Raw genomic sequence first — 17,057 nt, 5'->3', positions numbered from 1 at the left:
AGCTGACGAAAGATTACCTGTTCGTGCACAAGCAGACCCTGGGGCCTTCAGGGCCGCGGATGCCGAATGGGGTCTGGCGATATATGCAGGGGGTCACGACGAAATTGATGTTGTAGGGAACAGCTCGCCATTGGCTCAATGGCGGGGAAGCCTCAAGACGAAACTTCTTGGCCATTAGTTACTATGGCACGTTCTACACTCTGGAAAGGGTCTGCTGGTATAGTTGCTGTCGGCCAGTAGGTCGTGCACCCGGCCAAACTCGGATGTACACCGGTATCAGTTTCTACCTGATCATCCCTCGACACGAAGCTGTAAGTATGGGTTGTTGGGTGGCACTTCCTCAAATAGATGCCGCGGATCTCTCAGCAGGTAGCCATGTAGCCGCCGCGACTTGCGTGGCCCCGTCACCTCGCACGTCCAGATGTTCAGGCCGTTGGCCTGCTTGCGGTGCAGTTGCAGCTTCTCGAAGCGCTTCTGCACCCACTGCCAATCGGCTACCTGATCCTGCTGGACGAGTACAGCAGTTTGTGGGTGCTCTTGTGCGTAGCGCTGAAACACACCGGGGCTGACCAGGAACGCCGTGTTGGACACGCTGTGTACCAGGGCCTTGGCGTCATTGATGATGAGTCTGCGGCTCTGGACGCGCTGCTGCAGCCAAGTCATGAAGTGTTCGTCGTCCACTGTAGGGGCTGGCGGTAGCGTTGAATTGCTGGCCTGGTAAGGAGCGGGTAACTCATTGGTGCTGGTTGCTGGTGGCGGTTCAACTTCCTGCTCCTGTGGAGGCGATTGGGTATCGGAGGTGCCGAGTAATGCCAGCAGTGCGTCGACGCTATCGATAGCAGAAGCTGCAGACGGTGCAGGTGACGGTGCAGGTGCAGGTGTAGTGTCGGCCGTCAGTGAGCTGTCAACGCTATCGGTTGACGGTGCTGCGGATGCGTCGTTGAGCTCCTGCTCCACCTCTACGGTACCGGTAAACGGCTCTGGGCGACTATTTCCTTCCCAGATTAAGGCTGGAGTCAGCCGCAGCAACGTGAACGTATGCGACCAGCCTGCTTCGCTCGTGACGGTTGCGCGCCAGATCGCCTTGCCATCCGGTTTGGGTTGGAGCATGCCGTGATCCTGCAGCACGTTGAACACGGCGGTGTTGTTGGCGGGGATGCCGTCGATGCCCTGAGTCAGCAGGTGGGCGCGCAGCTTGTCCGAGACCGTTTTGCTGACCAGCCACAGCGCATCCTGGGTCAGCCAACCGTCCGAAGCTCCGGGTTGATTGAGCTTCAATTCCTCTTTTAATAGGTAGCGCAGGCCCTCGAGCAGCTTGCGCTGCAGGGCGTACTTGGGCGCTGCCATAGCGCGTGCTGGATCACCGCCCAGGGCTTGGGCAACCGAGGCGCGGTCGGCCTGAATCACCAGCTCTCCGAGGACTCCGGCGTGTTCGTACTGGCCGGCCAGGACATATAGCAGTGCGAACCAGAGCGGGGGATAGTGGCTGAGCCAGTCGAGAGTCTTGTCATCGAGCACCTGCCGATAGAGCAGGCCCGTTGCCGCGCTGTGCAGGCGGTATTCGCGGTCCTGGCGGTAGCGGAATCGATAGGGGCGGGACAGCGGGCCGTGCCAGGGGCGCCAATGGGTGCCGTCGGCATACTCGACGTGCAGATCGACGGCGACCTTTCCGATGTCATGCAGCAGTGCGGCGTAGGCAATGGCGGCGGTCCAGGCTTCCGCCTGAATCACCTGATCCTCGGGCGTGGTGCCGGTGGGCAGCAGATACGACTGCCGTAGCTTGAGCGCATACGCGACGATTTCCAGGCCGTGGTCCAGCATGCCGCCGGGGTAGGCGTGGTGGTGACTCTCGGAGGCGGGGAATTGTTGGACCAACTCGGCGTAGCGCTCTAGGGGGGCGAGGTACAGCGCGGTGAACTGCTTGCGTGAGAGCGAGGTGCGCTGCCAGATGTGTTCCAGCAGGCATTGACGGCGGGGGGTGGCCAGCAGGGCGGTGGCCGACTCCGGCCGTGTCAGCCCTTTTGGAGCGTCGCTGGCTGGAGTAGACGGCGCGCCGGTGGTTGGTGAACCCCTTTTGTGCTGGAACAGCGAGAGCATGGCGAACCCCGATGACGGGCTGCTAAGGGGCCTTTTGGCCTTTTCGGGTAGGGCCTTTCCCCTTGGCCCCATTCCCTTGCCCCTTTCCAACCCTTTGGCCTTTTCGGAAGCCTTTGGGTATAGGGCAGTGGCTCATGGCGAACAACAACTAATGCGGCTTGGCTCAAGTCGGATTGAGGCGGGAAGGCGACCTGTGCCGAATCTACGATGGCGCTTTCCGTTTCGAACGAAGGAGGTGCCATGCTCAGTCAGGTTGACGAGGTAAGGAAAAAGCCTTACCGTGTAGGCGTTGCTATCGGGGGAGCTACGATGCCTGAAATCCATGAAATCGCCACGCTGACCTCCAAGGGCCAGATTACGCTGCCCAAGCCCATCCGGCAGGTGCTGGGTGTGGACACCGGCGCCAAAGTGGCCTTTGATCTGCGTGGAGGCGAAGTCATCGTGTCTCGAGCGGACGCTGAGCATGAAGACCCAGCGATCGGAGCCTTTCTGGGCCTGCTGGAAGCGGACATCCGGGCCGGCCGGTATGTTCAGGCGCTGCCGGAGGATCTTGCGCGGGCTATGCTGGCGAACGCGGGCCGGGCGGTGAATCTCGATGAGGACATCGAAGGCGACGTGGCATTGTGATGCAGCGGCATGGCTGGACGTTGCTGTTTCACGAGGGCGTGATCGAGCAGTTACGCAAGCTGCAGGCGGCCGCGGAACGGGCCGAGCGGGGCGACCTGCAAGGGTTCGAAGCCAATGCCAACGTGAAGTTGTTCCGGGCGCTGAGCCAGTTGATTATGGACGTCGTGCCGAGCGATCCCTCGCGCGACGAGTTCCGCCAGGGCAACACCCTGGGGCCAGCGTACCGCCACTGGCGGCGCGCGAAGATCGGACGGCGATTTCGCCTGTTCTTTCGCTATGACTCCAGGACGAAGGTGATTGTGTTCGCCTGGGTCAACGACGAGCAGACCCTGCGCTCGGCAGGCAGCAAATCCGATCCCTATGCGGTGTTCGAGAAGATGCTGGGGCGAGGCAATCCGCCCGATGACTGGAACGCATTGGTGACTGCGAGCCGCCAGGATTGGAGCAAACCGGAGTAGCCATCCAAAACATGTAGCAGGTGACGACGATGGACACGAAAGCCCGCATCAGCAACGCAGAACGTTTCGGCCGTCGGATCGGCGGGATGTGGCGGGGCTTCGTCCGTCGTGAGCATCAGGTCGCCGGCTGGCTGGTAGCGTGCGGCCTGTCCGCAGGCGCGGCGACGGTGTTGTTGTGGGGCATGAAGCTGGCTCTGCTGGGCGTGCTGCTTTACGCCATGTTCTGGCTGGCGCTGTTATTGGTAATCACCATAATTGCCGCCTGGGCTGCGCAACGTGGTGCTCAGGATGAAGAGTTCGAATGGCCGTTCACGGATCTGGATGAGCTCAGGAAGACGCCAGGATACGATCCGGTGCTCTACAACGACGTTGCGCACCCCGACTACCGGGATGAGAAAGACGACTGATCTTTTGTTTACCTGAGTTTGCCCGATACTGCCCCAGGTCCTTTCCCACCCGCATTTGCCGCGCCCTTTGCGCCATCCGACAGATTGTTCGCCATGATTCCGGCATGCACGCCGACCCAACCAAGGGCGCCGATCCAGAATGCTGGAAGTGCCAAGAACATCGTCGCCATCACAAAGTTGACGATCATGTCCCCGAAGGTGTTGTTGAGCCCGATCAGCGGATCGAAGTTCGCATGCGGGCGATTCGCTCCCCAGCCCCATCCGTACAGCGCATCCAGGATCGTTGAGTCGATCCAGCGCGCGAGCTGGAACCAGAAGTCGACGAAGAACAGCGCGAACTGCACGATGCTGATCGTGACTACGGTCTTGAGGTCGTAGGTGCCGATCAGCAGCACCAGCGGGATGCAGATCACCAGTGCCATCTTGAGCAGGGCCAGCACCATCGGCAGGGCCTGGCGCATCGCATCCATCGCCGGGAAGAAGGCCATGGAGCCGATGGTCAGGCCGACGTCACTGACCGCGCGGGTGGCGACATTGGGGACGCTCATCTCGATCTGGCCGCCGTAGTCGCTGTAGACCGCACCCTGGTTGAGTTTTTGCTGCTTGGGCGAGGCGATGGCGCGAATCACCGAGTCGTTGACCTGCTCCTGCGACAGGAAGCTGGCCCAGCCGCCGATGCGGCTCAGCAGGCTGGGGTCTACCTGTTGCAGCAGGCGCGCACGCAAGCCGTTGCTGTCAGACCACCACTGCTGACAGGTCGGATAACCCGCGCCGCTGGGCACCTGCGCGAGGCCCGCGTCCCGATTGCTGTCGTAAGGCCACCCCTCGCGCGGTGTTTTTGCTCGATAGGTGCCGTAGTAGCCGACCGTGTCGAGGAAGAAGCGCGAACCGATCCAGGTCACGTCGTGCATCTGTTCCTCGTCCAGCGCCGGGCGATTCATGAAGAGCTTGGCCCGAGCCGGTCCGTAGCAGTCATGGGTGAAATCGCTTACCTCCTGGGCCAGGACTGGATCGTCGATGCGCGTGGCGTCGACCTCCATACGCATCTGCCGCAGGTCGGTGCCGCAGGGGATCGCCGCCACCGCCGCGCCGGTGAACGCGCGCGAGGCGGTGTGCATGAAGGCCCACCACACAGGCACCTTGGCCGACTGGTTGTTGAGGGTGCTAAAGGACTGCGACCAGCCGGTTGCCGAGGGCATTGGCACGTTCACCTGGCATTGCGCTGAGCGGGTGCGATCAAACTGTAGGGTGTTGAAGCTGACATCGATAAACGGCATGCCCGCGAACAGGATGACCACGATGGCGACGAAGATGCGGTTCTCGATGCGCACGGCCGACAGCGCGCCCTTGTTGCCTTCGTCGGCCCCTTCGGCGCGGGCCTTGAGCCACTCCTGGAGCACGATGGCCAGGAACGGGATGGCGAAGGCGCCGCTGGCGATCAGCACGGCCCAGATGCCGTTGTGAACGATCCAGCTCACCAGGGTCAGGTAGTACTCCAGGTAATCGGTGGTGTAGAGCGTCATCGCAGCCTCCGGTCATCCCGCCTGCAGATAAGGACTGAGTTCCAGCGCGGCCACCGCGACGACGGCGGCCAGCTCGGCCCGCAGCAGGCGCCGCCGAGTGCCGGCGTCCGCCTCGCGTGCTAGCACCCGGCGACGCATCCAGACCCAGCCATAAGCGGTGCCGGCATAGAGCAACAGGCGCCAGGCTAGGAAATGCATGCGATGCACGGTCAGCCAGGCTTGCCAACCGTCGATGCCGCCGGCCAAGTGGATACCGACGACATTGGCGGCGACGGCTGCCAGCAGAACGAGGAGGGCGCCCAGCAGCACCAGGCCCGCGTGGCGCAGCCGCAGCCCATTCATGGGGTGCCTCCTGTTTGGGCTGGGCGCTGCAACTGATCGAGCCGGTCGGGTATCGGGTCGCCCTCGTAGATGGCGCGAGAGCCCGCGGAGCGTGCGCTGTGCCGCTGGATGATGGCGCTGGGCGAATTGCTGGCCAGCTCGCGGCGCAGCTCCAGCTCGGTTTTCAGGTTGTGGATCTCGCGGTCGAGCAGGTCGCTTTCCTGCGACACCGCTTTCTGCGCCAGGCCATTGGCCGCAACGTTCGGCTCCTTGCGCCCGGTCAGCAGGGTGCGCTGCAGCAGCAGGGCTTTCTCGAGCACGCTGGACAGCGCGATTTCCGAGGCCAGGCGCCGCGCCAAGATGTCTTGGTCGGGCTCGTCGCGCAGGGCCTCGATCACGCCGCGGGTGATGGGCAGGGAGGCGCTGCCGGCCGCCTGCAGGTTGTCGAGGCTCAGGGGGCGGCTGCCGCTGATCAGCGCCTGCAGCGCTGCGAGCTTGGTTTCGTATTCCGCCTGAATCAGCGGGGTGAGGCCCACGCCCGGGGTGGTCACGGTCTTGTTGCAGGTCTCGCAGGTGCGCTGTTCCTGCTCACCCAGCACGCGCACGGCCCAGTCCGCGGCAGCCGCGGGCGAGCTCCAGGCCTGGCAGGTCAGGTTGCCGCCACACTGGACAGGATCGATCGTACTCGCGTCTTCGACAGCGCGTCCGTTGACCAAGTTGTAGCCGGCGCGGGTCACGTCACTGATAACGCGAATCGGGTTCTGCCCAGCGCCGCCGGCGTTGCGGCCACCGACCCAGGTCACACCGTCGTTGCCGCGGCTGGTTTCGGTCTGCTCGATGGCGGATACGGCGTCGCTACTGGCGACGGTTTGCGTGAGGACCATGCCGTCGGCGAGCTGGCGCCAGCCGACCTGGCCGCCCGCCACGTCGGCCATCTTCTCGGCCATGGCGCGGCAGGTCAGCTTGGAACGGTCGAAGTCCAGACGGGCCTGCAGCACGCCATTGGTGAGCAGGTTGTACAGCCCGGGGTCCGCCCGCTGGATGATCAGCGCCGGCAATGAGGCGACCGCGGCGGTGGCGTTCTGGATCACCGACGACATGATGGTCTGAAAGCCGTTGGTCAGGCCGTTCAACTGGTTCTGGATGGTGGTGGAAATCGACATATCGCCGCACACCAGGTTGCTGTTCCAGCCGATGCCAACGCCCATCGATCGCATCGCGGATGCCGGCGTCATCGACACGGCGCGACCTCCGCCGATCGAATACAGCACGTCGTCACCGATCACGGAGCCCTGATGTTGCACACCGTACTGGTTGACGCTGGTCTGAGCGGATGCGCTGACGCAGACCAACACCCACGGCGCAGCCATCAGAATGAGGTACTGGCGGAGGTGGTGCGAGGAAGCGAAACGATTGGTCATGGCCGGCCTCAGTCGAAATCGACGCTGCCCAGAAACACCTGGCCTTCGCGTTTGCAGCAGCTGTAGGGCCGCCACAGCGCCCAGGCGTAATCGCCTTGCTGCGCCTGTACGCGGACGTCGCTGTGCGGGAAGACCGCGCAGGTGCGGGCGAGGGTGGGTGTCAGCTCTTGCCACTTACCTGTCTGCGCGTCGCTTTCGACCAGCGCGCCGGCTGGCCAGTAGCCATCCTTGGCGTTCGCGAGCAGCGGCTGGTAGACGTGGAGTTGGCCGCGGCGGGTGACGATATCTCCGGCGCGCTGGGCCACCACGGCTCCTGCCAGGTAGTCGTCGCTCTGGTGCAGAAAACCGCCGCGTGGGTAGACGTTGCCCCAGAGATTGCGGTTGGTGCGGGTGCCGATCTCGCGTTCGCCGGGCGTCAGCGCCTCCGGGTAGAGCATCTCGGGGATGTTGTAGCGCCACGCGAGGGTGTCGAGGGGGCTCAGCAAATAGGGCATGAAGGCGGTGCCGGCGCCTTCGCAGCTGTAGCCGAAACCGGAAGCGAACTGGCTGAACACATAGCCGCCGGGATGGCCGATCACGTCGGCGTTCTTGAACTTGGCCAGGTTGTTTTCGCTGTCGTGGTTGGTCGTGCCGTCGCCGCCGCCCTGCGCCGTGGCGTTGGGTGGGCTCATCGGCCGCACCTCCAGCCAGGGATTGGCGCCAGTGTTGGCGTAGCTGGACACCACCGCATCCGGCACGAAGTGGCGCACCTTGACCGAGGTCTCCACTGAGCAGCCGGAACTCGTGCAGCGCAGCCAGAAGCAGATGCCGACCACGCGGTATGCCAGGCAGTCCGACGAGAGCGTCGAAGACGCGATGGTCGCCGTGGTGAGCGCAAACGACGGTGCTCCGATCGTCAGCAAGAGGGTGGCGATGCCGGCGCGCAGGCGGGGAGAACGCATCATGGTTGCGTCCTCCGGTGTGCTTCGATCAGCGCAACCGCCTTGGCGACGTCCGGCTCGCCATAAACCACATAACGGTGATCGACGATCACCGCAGGAATCGTTGTCACGCCGAGGCTCCAGGCATCGACTACACCCTGATAGGCCGCGCCGAGGCGTTGTTGCAGTTCGAGCCCTCCGCTTTTCAGCCGCTGTTGCACCAGGGTGGCGCCGCGCGAGGGATCGGCTGGTAAGTGGGCGCTCAGCTCGGCCTGGAGGCGTGCGGGTTGGTCCAACTCGATAAGCCGAGCGCCGCTGGCGGCTTGCACCGGGTGCTGACCATCGGTGACGACCAGGATGTCAGCGGCCTGCGCCTGGGGGCCGAGCAGCACGGCGCACAGCGCTGCGGCACGTAGGTACTTGCGCAATGGGGACAGGCAGGGACGTTTGGCTGGCATGTCGAAGGACCCTGAGGTGGACTGTACGGACAGTTGACTCGCTGGCCGGGGGCGCGACGACAAACAAACGGGAATCGCGGCGCGCCGATTTGATCGCGAGCCGGCGCGTCCACGTGGACGGCCGGCTCTGGGCGGGTGAGGGAGGAGGCGTCGCACGGCCACGAAGGACTACAGCAGGGCATGCTCCGCGAACGAGAACGGCTGACCTTTGCCGATGATGAAGTGATCCAACAGGCGCACATCGACGGACTCCAGCGCACTTTTCAGGCGCTGGGTCAGGCGCTCATCCGAGGATGAGGGTTCTGAGCAACCCGAGGGGTGTTGATGCGAGACGATCAGAGCCGAGGCGTTATGAAGCAGCGCCCGCTGAACCACCACACGGGGATGTATCTGAGCTGCATCGATGGTGCCTCTGAACAGAGTTTCACAGGCGATGACCTGATGTTTGGCATTCAGAAAGACGGCAACGAAGACTTCGCTGGGTTCCGGCATCAGCTTCAGGCGCAGGTAGTCGCCGGTGACCTGTGGGTCCGACATCGGCGGGCCATCGACGAAGAGCCTACGCTCCAGGATGGCAATGGCTTGGGTGATGATGCGGTTCTCATAGGCGAGAACCGATGCAGAGCAGGGTTCTGCTGGGGCGTCGAGACGGGCGAGGGATGTGAGCATGGCATAGACCTCCGTGGGAGAGCCCAGAGGTACGCCCTTGGAGGGCTTGGCTCCGAGGACGATAGGATGGTGTCGAGATGAACTGGGCATCGACCACCGTGTTGGCGGTGGCTGTTCGCACGGGGATGCGGAGCGAACGGGGCGGGTCAGCGCGGCAATGCGGCGCCGTAGCCTTGCAGATCCTGGCTACCGACTTGCCGTATCAGTCGAGCGCAGCACGGCGAGGCGCACGACAAGGAATCGGAAATCGGCGTGTCCGCTTTGCTCTGGGCATCGGCAAAGGCAATTAGCGTCAGGGTCGTTGCCGGACAGGGTAGGTGAGTTCTTTGGCTTTCGGGTGCAGGAACTGGCCGAACGCGCGCACGTGCATCGCAATACACCGACCGCCCGGCCTCAGGCCCCGCAGTTGCAGAAGTACCTGCAGGACATGGTGAAGGTGCTGGCCGTGGCCACCGAGATGACCGGAGACCTTGAGCGTGCGGCCTTCCTGGTGCGCAACGAGCCGCTGCGGGCCTTTGGCTACAAAACAGCCGATGACCTGATCCAGGAAGGGCGGGCTGATGCGGTGATCGCCTATCTGGAATCCCTCGCCGGTGGTTCCGCCGGATGATTTCGATAACCCTCGGCGAGGGCGGGGACGTGGCCTTCTATCGGGTCATCGTGCCGGCCTACGCCAGCTCGCCGCTGTCCGGTATGGGCGCGGCGTGCCAGGGTGGTCGTTTCAACCGTCCCGAGCAGGAGGCGCTGTACCTGTCGCTGGATGAGTCGACGGCGCTGGCGGAGTACAAGCAGGACAATCCGTGGTTGCGCCCGGGTACGATCTGCACCTTCTTCGTCAACGGATTGCGCGTAGCCGACCTGAGTGCAGGCTTTGATCCCGAGCACTGGTCATCGCTGTGGGCCGATTTTGCAGTGGACTGGCGGGCGGAATGGTTCGGCAGATCCATCGAGCCGCCGACCTGGTACATGGCTGACGACGTGGTAGCGGCCTGACTGGACGGTATCCTCTTTCCCTCCCAGGCGCGGCCAGGGGGAACCAACCTGGTGATCTACCGCAGCTCGGCAAGATCACCGGCGCAGTTGCGCGTCTATGACCCGGGCGGGGCGTTGCAGAAACTCGCGCTACGGTGAGTGTTCAACTCAGATGATTGTGGATGAGCTGGTGTTGCGTGGCAGGCAGTGCCGGCATCGAGCAGGCCATGAGCGCCTGGCGGTCACCGTTGGGCCACATCAACTGCGCGCGTATGCCTTCGAGCTGCAACTGCGCTTCGCGGAAATGGTGCACCTGCGGCGTATCGCTTTCCGTGTGCAGGGCACGCAGGCTGGTGACGGAGCGATCCGTGACCCAGAGCCATTCCCGCGCGGCTGGTGCCGCAGCGGCCTGGCCTGCCAGGTGTTCGATCTCGACGAGATAGCCCTGCGCGGAGGTGAACAAACGCAGGATGTCGTAGGGCAGCGGCATATCGAGGGGGTGGGCTCCGGAGAAGTACCTGATTCTGCCAGAGATGGGGTGTTTGTTCATGCTGCGGATTCCTCAGTGGGGCTGCCGCGGGCTGGCCCAGTCCTGCGGCAGTGAGGTGATAGCACGCGCGCGGTCGATGTGCTCGGCGATCTTGAGCGCGGCGTCGAGTTCGCTGATGCCATGCTGCTGCATGAGCTGGTAACGCTCGGCTTTTTCTTCCGGTTCGGTTTGCGCGAGCGCCAGATAGAGGCTGGGCGGCACCGCGCGAAACAGCAGCTCCATGCTGCGCGACAAAATCACCCCCTCCGAGAACTTGCCGGCCTCTTTGCGGGCCGAGAGCATCAGGGTCTTCTGCGCCGGGGTGAGTTCGCGGAACTTGGCGATCTTCTCCACTTCGTCCGGCGGCATGCCCAGACACAGCCACCACTCCATCATGTTGAGCATCGGCTCGGCGGCCTTGGGCAGGTCGTCCAGGTTTTGCGTCGCCAGCCAGAACCAGGCCCCCAGCTTGCGCCACATTTTGGTGATCTTGACGATGTAGGGCGCGAGCAGCGGGTTCTTGGTGATGATGTGCCCTTCGTCGGTGACGTTGATGATGGGCCGGCCGAGAAACTGGTCGCGCTCGGCGATGTTGTTGACCGTGTTGATCAGCGAGATGTAGGCGATGGAGAGCTGTGCGTTGTAGCCCTCGCGGGCATAGGTGGCCAAGTCGACGATGGTGATGTCGGCTTCCGGCCAGGGCGTGCCGGGGCGGTCGAACATCTCGCCATCGCTGCCCTGGGTGAACATGTCCATGGCATCGGCCATCTCCAGCAGTCGGGCCCGGCGCAGCTCGGGCAGGCCGGTGTCGCGGCTGCGCTCGCGCAGCGCATCGCGCACATCACGGGTGAGCACCGTGCGCTGGGTATCCACGCACCGCCGTGCGGCGTCGAGGATGCACTGGCGGATCAGGCTGCGATCCGCACGGGTCATGCGCGCTTCTTCCTTGTCCTCGCCACCGGTGATCATCAGCCGCGCGGTGATCTCCAACTCGCCGAGCACGTCGCGCTGCTCGTCACCCTCGTGCGCCGCGTGCTCGTCGTCCAGGGCATCGGCATCGAGCGTCTGCACCTGGCTGGGGGTTTCCACCAGGCGCTGGGCGTCGGCGAAGGGCGCCAGACTGACCCCGGCCCCCGGCGCGAGCTTGACCCGATGTACGCTGAGGCCCAGGCGCGCGGCGAAGTCGCCGTACAGGCCAAAGGAGTTGCCCGCCTCGACGATGAACAGCCGCGGCCGGTAGATGGCGGTGACCTGGTTGAGCAGGTTGTTCAGCGTGGCCGACTTGCCGGAGCCGGTCGGGCCGGCGAGAAACAGGTGGGCGTTCATCTGCCGGTCGAGGCGATTGAGCGGGTCGAAGGTGATCGGCCCGCCGCCGCGATTGAACAGGGTGAGGCCCGGGTGGCCGGTGCCCTGGCTGCGGCCCCACAGCGGCGCCAGGTTCGCCACGTGCTGGGCGAACATCAACTGGGTGTACCACTGCTGCCGGTCTTTTGCCGGGTCGTAGACGCAGGGTAACCCGCGCAGGTAGGTGTTGAGCGGGGCCACCTCATCCTCTTCGCGCACCGGCTGCAGGCCGGCGCCGAGCAGTACGTTGCCCAGTTGCAGGCCGCGGGCGTCCAGTTCCGCCTGGTCGCGGCCGCGCAGGTAAAAGGTCAGGGCGCCGCGATACAGCTTGTGGGCGCTGCCGATCAGGTGGCGGGCCTGCTGCACATCGGCGCGGGCCTGTTCCGAGGCGAGGGTGTCACCCACGGCCTTGCGGCCCAGATGGTTGAGGTACGCTTCGAGCACGTCCTGTGGGGTGATGACCAGCGTCAGGCACTGAATGGTGTCTTCCGGCAGTTGGTCGAACAGCGCGTTAATCGCCTCGCCCTTACGGGTTTCGCCGGTGACATGGCCAGTGCTCGGCGGGCTGCGCAGGCGGTCGACGGCAATGGCGCGGTGCGGCATGCCGTCGAAGTACCACAATCCCTCTGCGACATCCGAGCGAGGTTGGCCGAAGAACAGGCGCTGGCTGAAGTCCGTGCCGCTGGCCAGCTCGACCTCACCAGACTCCTGTTCGTCCGGGTAGCGGGTCAGGGCATAGAAGCGTTCGCGGTCTGCGGCGGTGTGGCCGAGCTGAGTCGGATTCGGGTTGAACCAGCGCAACAGCCAGGCGTGAATGTCCGCCGCGCCCAGCCGGCGGGCGCGCACACCGGCGTGGGCCAGGCCGCCGATGAGGCGCTCGCACACCCGGTTGAGCGCCTGCTCGGACGATTGCCCGCGGCGCTGCGGGACCTGGCCGACCCGGCGGTAGACGACCAGCCGGGTGCGGCGGGTTTGCCCGCGCCAGGGCAGGCGGGTGACGGTGCTGTCCTCGAACAGCCCGCCAGGCTTGGCGATGGCCTGCAGGTGATGGCCGAAGACGCGCAGGTAGAACTCGGTAAAGGCGCTGCCCTGGGCGCGCGGCTGGATATAGGCACGCAGCGCGTCGAGGTAGCGCTCCCAGCTGGGGTCGTCCTGGGCGTAGAACTGCACGACCCAGGGGTTGTTCTCCAGCTCATCGAAGGCATCCTGCAGCACGTTCTCCAGGGTGTCGCGCACCTGCAGCAGCCAGGCCGGTTCGCGTCCCTCGGTGCCGACCGGTAGCAGTTCGTAGAAGGCGGCGACCGAGGTGCCGTCATCGAGCAGCATGCACTGCGACTCGGGTAGGTACTCGGCCCACGGCAGCCGATCGGCGAAAGAGGGCGCCACGTTGTAGAGCGCCTGCTCATCGGCCTGGGTGGCTGGCCGACGCGTGCTCTGTGCCGTGGGTTCGGCGAGGCCGTGGGCGTGCAGCTCGGCGACGTGGCGCGCCCAGGCGTCTGCAGGTGGTGCGGCTTCCTCGGCCTGGGGCCGGCGCATGAACCACGGCCAGGCCATCAGTAGTCCTCCAGCCGCTCGCCAGGCAGGGCGTACTGCACCCGCTGGTACAGGGGAAACAGCGTGGTGTAGCCGGGCACCGGCACCGGGTCGCTGCCGGCCAGGTGGGGAAACACGTACATCAGCAGATCGGGATTGGGCAGGCGGTGGAACTGCCGGTAGATCTCATTCTGTGCCGTGCGGGTATAGCGGGCCTGCACGGCCGGCGCGGCCTGGACATCGGCTTCGCTCAGTGGCCGGCGCAGCGCCTGGCGCGCATCGAGCAGTTGCCGGGCGCTGCCGCCGCCGGTCTCGACGGTCCAGATATCGAGCATGCTGCGGTTGTCGTGTGGCAACAGATCTTCCTTGCTGGTGGCGCAGCCACCGAGCAGCAGCGCCATGGCCAGCAGGGTCAGGCCGTTAGTCCAGGTCTTGTGCATAGAGCAGCCCTCCAAGGCGATGGTCGACGCGGCGACCGGCTGGGTCGTAGTCGAGGGTCAGGGGGTGTTCGAGGTGCACGGCTACCTGAGCGCCGGGCTTGACGTAGACCGCCGCGAACGCCTGGCCGTAGAGCTGGTTGACCCAGGCGGACATGTCCTGCACGCCACCGGCGAGGATACGGCCCATGGCTTCGTTGGCGCCGATGCCTACGGTGCCGACCGAGCCGTCGCTGCTCATGTAGGAAACCTGACCGCTGTCAGAGTCGATCAGCGAGGCGACACCGGCACCGGCCGCGGTGATCAGGGCTTGCGTGCCGAGGTACTGCTGGGCGTTGCTGCGCCGTTGGCCGGATACGCAGGGGATGCCATGCGGGTCGCTGATCCAGCCCAGGCCGTCCTGAGTGTTACTGCCACTGCTGTTCTGGCGGTTGCCGCCGCGCTCGTCGTCTTTCGGCAGGGTGCGGATGGTGCCGTCCTCGAAGACGAAGGTGACCGAACGGATCTGCCCGCGCACGCAGGACAGCGTCCAGTCACCCGAGGCTGTGCCGCTGACCACGGCGCCGGCCACATCCGGTATTTCGATACCGTTGGCGGTGAGGTTGTCCCGCCCGATCAGCACTTTGAAGGGGTAGGGGTCGTTGACAGTGCCATCGATGGGGACGCGGCCGATCAACGCCGTCATGGCGATCGAGCCCATCAGGGTCGAGTTGGTCGGCACGGTGTAAATCGCCGTGGTCTCCGGCACCCCTGCGGCGCGGCGACCGGCGTCGACGGCCGAGCTGGCGGTGGTTTCCAGCGTCTTCTGCGCCGGTCCGAAGCGGGTGGGAAAGCTGAAGCTGCCGGCATTGCCGGCGGTGCGCGACTGGTCGTCGTCGCGCCGATCTTCCGGTTCGATCCAACGCAGGGTGTCGCCAGGCAGGCCGTCGCTCGGCTCAAGACCCAGGCCGACCGGCAGGTCGGCGTGGTCATCCTTACCGATGGCATCGAGCCGCTGCTGCAGTTGCTGCAGCAGGCCCTGGGTTTGCTGGCGTTCGCTGCTGAGCTGCTGGCGGTCCTGATGTAACTGGTCGCGCTCGCTGTCGAGCGCGCTCTGGATGCGCTGATCGATGGACCCTTCACGTTGGCGCAAGCGCTGGTTCTCGTCGCGCTGCACCTTGTTGTCACTCAGTGCGGTCTGCAACTCGGTGCGCAGCTGGCGGACCTGGGCGACCAGTGTTGCCAAGGTGTCGCGCGGGGTGTCGCCCTCGATGCCGAGCGCTTTGGCTTCCTCGGGCGTGAGACGGCTGGCATCTTCCGCTGTGCCGGGCGCGTCGTTGCCGGCTGAGAACAGCTTGACGGCAACGAACACCAGCAACAGCACCAGGGGGATCATCAGCCACTTGAGCAGGCCATTACTGTGCATCGCGGCCTCCCTCGTGTGATGGCACGGGCAGGTTGAGGGCGGCGTCGATGGGGGCAAGGGTCGGCAGCAGGGCTTGCGCCAGCCCGTGCCCACGGGTGACGAGGTAGACGACGGTGTTGTCGTCCGGCGTGCCGTTCGGCCCCAGCGTCGAATGCTGGAAGGTGGCGGTGAGGAAGTGCCCTTGCAGCGCGCGCGGGTCCAGGTCGAGCCAGTGCGCGCTGTGGTTGCGCAGGCGCACGGCGCTGACCCACAGGGTGTCCAGGCGCCAGGCTGCCAGCGCGTGCGCTTGTACCGGCAGGGTGGGCAGTAGGGTGTCGAGCGGCAGGTCGCGGCGCAGGGTGACGCGCGTAACACCCGGCACGGGTTCGACGGTGCGTAGCGGGGCATAGAGGTTCTGGGCGGCGTAGCGGGTCAGGATCACGGGCTGCGGTGTGGCCCGCACAGGAGGCGCCGAGGCGGCACTGCTGTCATCTGTATTGGTTTGAGTAGCAGGTGACGCGGCCTCGATGATGCGCACCGGCTCCAGGGGGGGGTGACCGTCCTGGGCGGGTTCGGCGGCGATGTCGAGCAGCATCACAGTGCCGGTATCGGCATCCTGCAGTTGCAGCCGGGTCGGTTCGATCGGCTCGCTCGCCAGCAGATAGATGGCCCCGGCGGCGCTCTGCACGCGCAGGCGGCTGCCGACCGACGCGGGCACGCCGACGCGGACATTGCGCTCGACGAAGACGACGCGTTCCTGATCGACCACCAGCGGCAGAGCCAGGGGCAAGCGTTCCCAGCGCAGAATTTCGGTGGCCTGCGGGGCGCTGAACGGAGCCAGCACGAACGCCGCGAGGGCCAGGGGCAATAAACGGTTCATGGCGTGTTTTCCAGGGCAGGGACGGGCGTGGCCGCCGGATCGACAGGGCTGGCAATGCGCTGCGGCGCGCCTTCGTAGCAGTCGATGACCAGCCCGAACGGGTTGCGCTGCGGATCGACGTCGCTGCGCAGGACCTTCAGTGGGTAGCGCACCAGGGCGCGTTTGACCTGCTCCGAGGCGTAGTACTCGTCGGCCGTGACATCCAGGTTCACCACCCATTCACGGGTGGAGACGCTGCGCACGCGCAGCGTGGGGTTGTCGCCGTAACCGCGGCCGGGAATCTCGTAGATGCCACGCACACGCCGGCGCAGCTCGCCGCTGTTGCGGCGGTACTCGTAGTCCTGCTGCAGGAACGCCTGGCAGGCGGGCGTGAGGTAGGGCGACAGCACGTGTAGGTTGCGCGGGTAGTCGTCGTCGCCATTGGTCGGCCAGCGCTGCAGCTGCTGCCAGACATAAAAGGTGAAGGCGTATACGCTCTCGGGCGGTACGTCCCACCAGGGGCGCGTGCTGCCTGAACGCAGGTCTGGCGGCACATGGATGGTCAGATCGCGCGGCGCGCTCCACCAGCCGATGGCCATGACCAGTGCCAGCATCACCAGCAGGCTGGCCCCGATGCGCAGGGTCCTGATGTGGGCGTCGAGCCGCAGCACTTCGTTCTTGAACCGGCTCACGGTGCCGTGCTCCTGCGTGTGCTCCAGTAACCGGAACGGGTCACCAGCCGCTGGCTGTCGGTGAGGGTGGCGAGCGCCGGTAGACGCAGCGCGATCCACCACTGCAACCGCCGGTACAGCCAGGTCTCGGGGCGGCCGCGCTTGAGTCGGCGCAGTGCACCGCCGCCGATGAAGATGCCTGCGCTGACTGCCAGCAGGATGGCCGTGGGGACGATGGCGATCGTCGCCAGCATGATGGCCAGCGCTATGCCGCTCGCCAGGCCAAGCAGACCCGACAAGCCCGCGCAGACCCACAGCTCATTCGCCGTCAGCCCGCGCACCACTACCGGGTGACGGTTGAGGCGGTGGGGCAGAAACAGCACCGTCCCGTCCAGGCGGATGTCTTCAGTCATCTCGGCAGTCCTCG

At 65.2% G+C, this 17,057-nt stretch carries 19 protein-coding genes; 5 read left to right on the top strand and 14 right to left on the bottom strand.

The features are described from left to right. Nucleotides 1–291 precede the first annotated feature (291 nt). Nucleotides 292–2,097: a MobH family relaxase gene (mobH, locus tag B3M58_RS15555; protein ID WP_296220430.1), complete on the bottom strand. Its 1,806-nt coding sequence runs from the start codon at nt 2,095–2,097 to the stop codon at nt 292–294. Nucleotides 2,098–2,406: 309 nt separating this feature from the next. Between mobH and B3M58_RS15550 the strand changes: the two genes are divergently transcribed. From B3M58_RS15550 to B3M58_RS15540, 3 genes are read left to right on the top strand one after another with little or no spacing between them, the layout of a single operon-like run. Then, nucleotides 2,407–2,724 carry a type II toxin-antitoxin system PrlF family antitoxin gene (locus B3M58_RS15550; RefSeq protein WP_296220429.1) on the top strand — a complete coding sequence of 106 codons (318 nt, stop codon included), beginning with the start codon at nt 2,407–2,409 and terminating at the stop codon, nt 2,722–2,724. Continuing rightward, nucleotides 2,724–3,182, top strand: coding sequence for a type II toxin-antitoxin system YhaV family toxin (locus B3M58_RS15545; protein WP_296220428.1), 459 nt, complete (start codon nt 2,724–2,726; stop codon nt 3,180–3,182). Before B3M58_RS15550 ends, B3M58_RS15545 begins: the two co-directional genes overlap by 1 nt. A 29-nt stretch (nt 3,183–3,211) precedes the next feature. After that, complete coding sequence (locus tag B3M58_RS15540; RefSeq protein WP_296220427.1) at nt 3,212–3,589, top strand: DUF3742 family protein; 378 nt, start codon at nt 3,212–3,214, stop codon at nt 3,587–3,589. An 8-nt stretch (nt 3,590–3,597) separates the two neighbouring features. Here B3M58_RS15540 and B3M58_RS15535 read toward each other — a convergent pair whose 3' ends face one another. From B3M58_RS15535 to radC, 6 genes are all read right to left on the bottom strand, one after another. Beyond that, a complete protein-coding gene (locus tag B3M58_RS15535) occupies nt 3,598–5,112 on the bottom strand; it encodes a conjugal transfer protein TraG N-terminal domain-containing protein (protein WP_296220425.1) in 1,515 nt (504 codons plus the stop codon). Between the two features lie 12 nt (nt 5,113–5,124). Then, the gene (locus B3M58_RS15530) at nt 5,125–5,454 is read right to left on the bottom strand and encodes a hypothetical protein (protein WP_296220424.1); all 330 of its coding nucleotides are present in this window, start codon (nt 5,452–5,454) and stop codon (nt 5,125–5,127) included. Further along, nucleotides 5,451–6,803, bottom strand: coding sequence for an integrating conjugative element protein (locus B3M58_RS15525; RefSeq protein WP_414704099.1), 1,353 nt, complete (start codon nt 6,801–6,803; stop codon nt 5,451–5,453). The genes B3M58_RS15530 and B3M58_RS15525 overlap by 4 nt, the downstream gene beginning before the upstream one ends. Nucleotides 6,804–6,862: 59 nt before the next feature. Further along, nucleotides 6,863–7,798: a TIGR03756 family integrating conjugative element protein gene (locus tag B3M58_RS15520; protein ID WP_296220422.1), complete on the bottom strand. Its 936-nt coding sequence runs from the start codon at nt 7,796–7,798 to the stop codon at nt 6,863–6,865. Beyond that, nucleotides 7,795–8,232 carry a TIGR03757 family integrating conjugative element protein gene (locus tag B3M58_RS15515; protein WP_296220421.1) on the bottom strand — a complete coding sequence of 146 codons (438 nt, stop codon included), beginning with the start codon at nt 8,230–8,232 and terminating at the stop codon, nt 7,795–7,797. Before B3M58_RS15515 ends, B3M58_RS15520 begins: the two co-directional genes overlap by 4 nt. Before the next feature lie 168 nt (nt 8,233–8,400). Beyond that, nucleotides 8,401–8,901, bottom strand: coding sequence for a RadC family protein (gene radC, locus B3M58_RS15510; RefSeq protein ID WP_296220419.1), 501 nt, complete (start codon nt 8,899–8,901; stop codon nt 8,401–8,403). Nucleotides 8,902–9,238: 337 nt separating this feature from the next. Here radC and B3M58_RS15505 point away from each other — a divergent pair, with 337 nt between their 5' ends. Both B3M58_RS15505 and B3M58_RS15500 read left to right on the top strand, forming a co-directional pair. Continuing rightward, the gene (locus B3M58_RS15505; RefSeq protein ID WP_296220418.1) at nt 9,239–9,511 is read left to right on the top strand and encodes an MbcA/ParS/Xre antitoxin family protein; all 273 of its coding nucleotides are present in this window, start codon (nt 9,239–9,241) and stop codon (nt 9,509–9,511) included. Continuing rightward, entirely contained in the window at nt 9,508–9,894 is a 387-nt protein-coding gene (locus B3M58_RS15500; RefSeq protein WP_296220416.1) for an RES family NAD+ phosphorylase, read from the top strand. Before B3M58_RS15505 ends, B3M58_RS15500 begins: the two co-directional genes overlap by 4 nt. A 142-nt stretch (nt 9,895–10,036) precedes the next feature. On the opposite strand, the gene B3M58_RS15495 is transcribed toward B3M58_RS15500, so the two are convergent. The 7 genes from B3M58_RS15495 to B3M58_RS15465 are packed head-to-tail and all read right to left on the bottom strand — an operon-like array spanning nt 10,037 to nt 17,043. After that, a complete protein-coding gene (locus B3M58_RS15495; RefSeq protein WP_296220415.1) occupies nt 10,037–10,423 on the bottom strand; it encodes a hypothetical protein in 387 nt (128 codons plus the stop codon). A gap of 12 nt (nt 10,424–10,435) precedes the next feature. Beyond that, nucleotides 10,436–13,300 carry a conjugative transfer ATPase gene (locus tag B3M58_RS15490; protein WP_296220413.1) on the bottom strand — a complete coding sequence of 955 codons (2,865 nt, stop codon included), beginning with the start codon at nt 13,298–13,300 and terminating at the stop codon, nt 10,436–10,438. Further along, the gene (locus tag B3M58_RS15485; RefSeq protein WP_296220411.1) at nt 13,300–13,719 is read right to left on the bottom strand and encodes a TIGR03751 family conjugal transfer lipoprotein; all 420 of its coding nucleotides are present in this window, start codon (nt 13,717–13,719) and stop codon (nt 13,300–13,302) included. The genes B3M58_RS15490 and B3M58_RS15485 overlap by 1 nt, the downstream gene beginning before the upstream one ends. Further along, nucleotides 13,700–15,121 (bottom strand): TIGR03752 family integrating conjugative element protein, encoded by a 1,422-nt coding sequence (locus B3M58_RS15480; RefSeq protein WP_296220409.1) that lies wholly within the window; start codon nt 15,119–15,121, stop codon nt 13,700–13,702. Before B3M58_RS15480 ends, B3M58_RS15485 begins: the two co-directional genes overlap by 20 nt. Next, the gene (locus tag B3M58_RS15475; protein ID WP_296220407.1) at nt 15,111–15,980 is read right to left on the bottom strand and encodes a TIGR03749 family integrating conjugative element protein; all 870 of its coding nucleotides are present in this window, start codon (nt 15,978–15,980) and stop codon (nt 15,111–15,113) included. The genes B3M58_RS15480 and B3M58_RS15475 overlap by 11 nt, the downstream gene beginning before the upstream one ends. Continuing rightward, nucleotides 15,977–16,651, bottom strand: a complete 675-nt coding sequence (locus B3M58_RS15470; protein ID WP_296220406.1) for a PFL_4703 family integrating conjugative element protein — start codon at nt 16,649–16,651, stop codon at nt 15,977–15,979. The genes B3M58_RS15475 and B3M58_RS15470 overlap by 4 nt, the downstream gene beginning before the upstream one ends. Next, a complete protein-coding gene (locus B3M58_RS15465; protein WP_296220404.1) occupies nt 16,648–17,043 on the bottom strand; it encodes a TIGR03750 family conjugal transfer protein in 396 nt (131 codons plus the stop codon). Before B3M58_RS15465 ends, B3M58_RS15470 begins: the two co-directional genes overlap by 4 nt. Nucleotides 17,044–17,057: the final 14 nt, after the last annotated feature.

The sequence above is a fragment of the Pseudomonas sp. UBA2684 genome, assembly GCA_002354655.1.
Classification (GTDB): Bacteria; Pseudomonadota; Gammaproteobacteria; order Pseudomonadales; family Pseudomonadaceae; genus Aquipseudomonas.
This window is presented reverse-complemented; position numbering and strand designations above follow the sequence as displayed.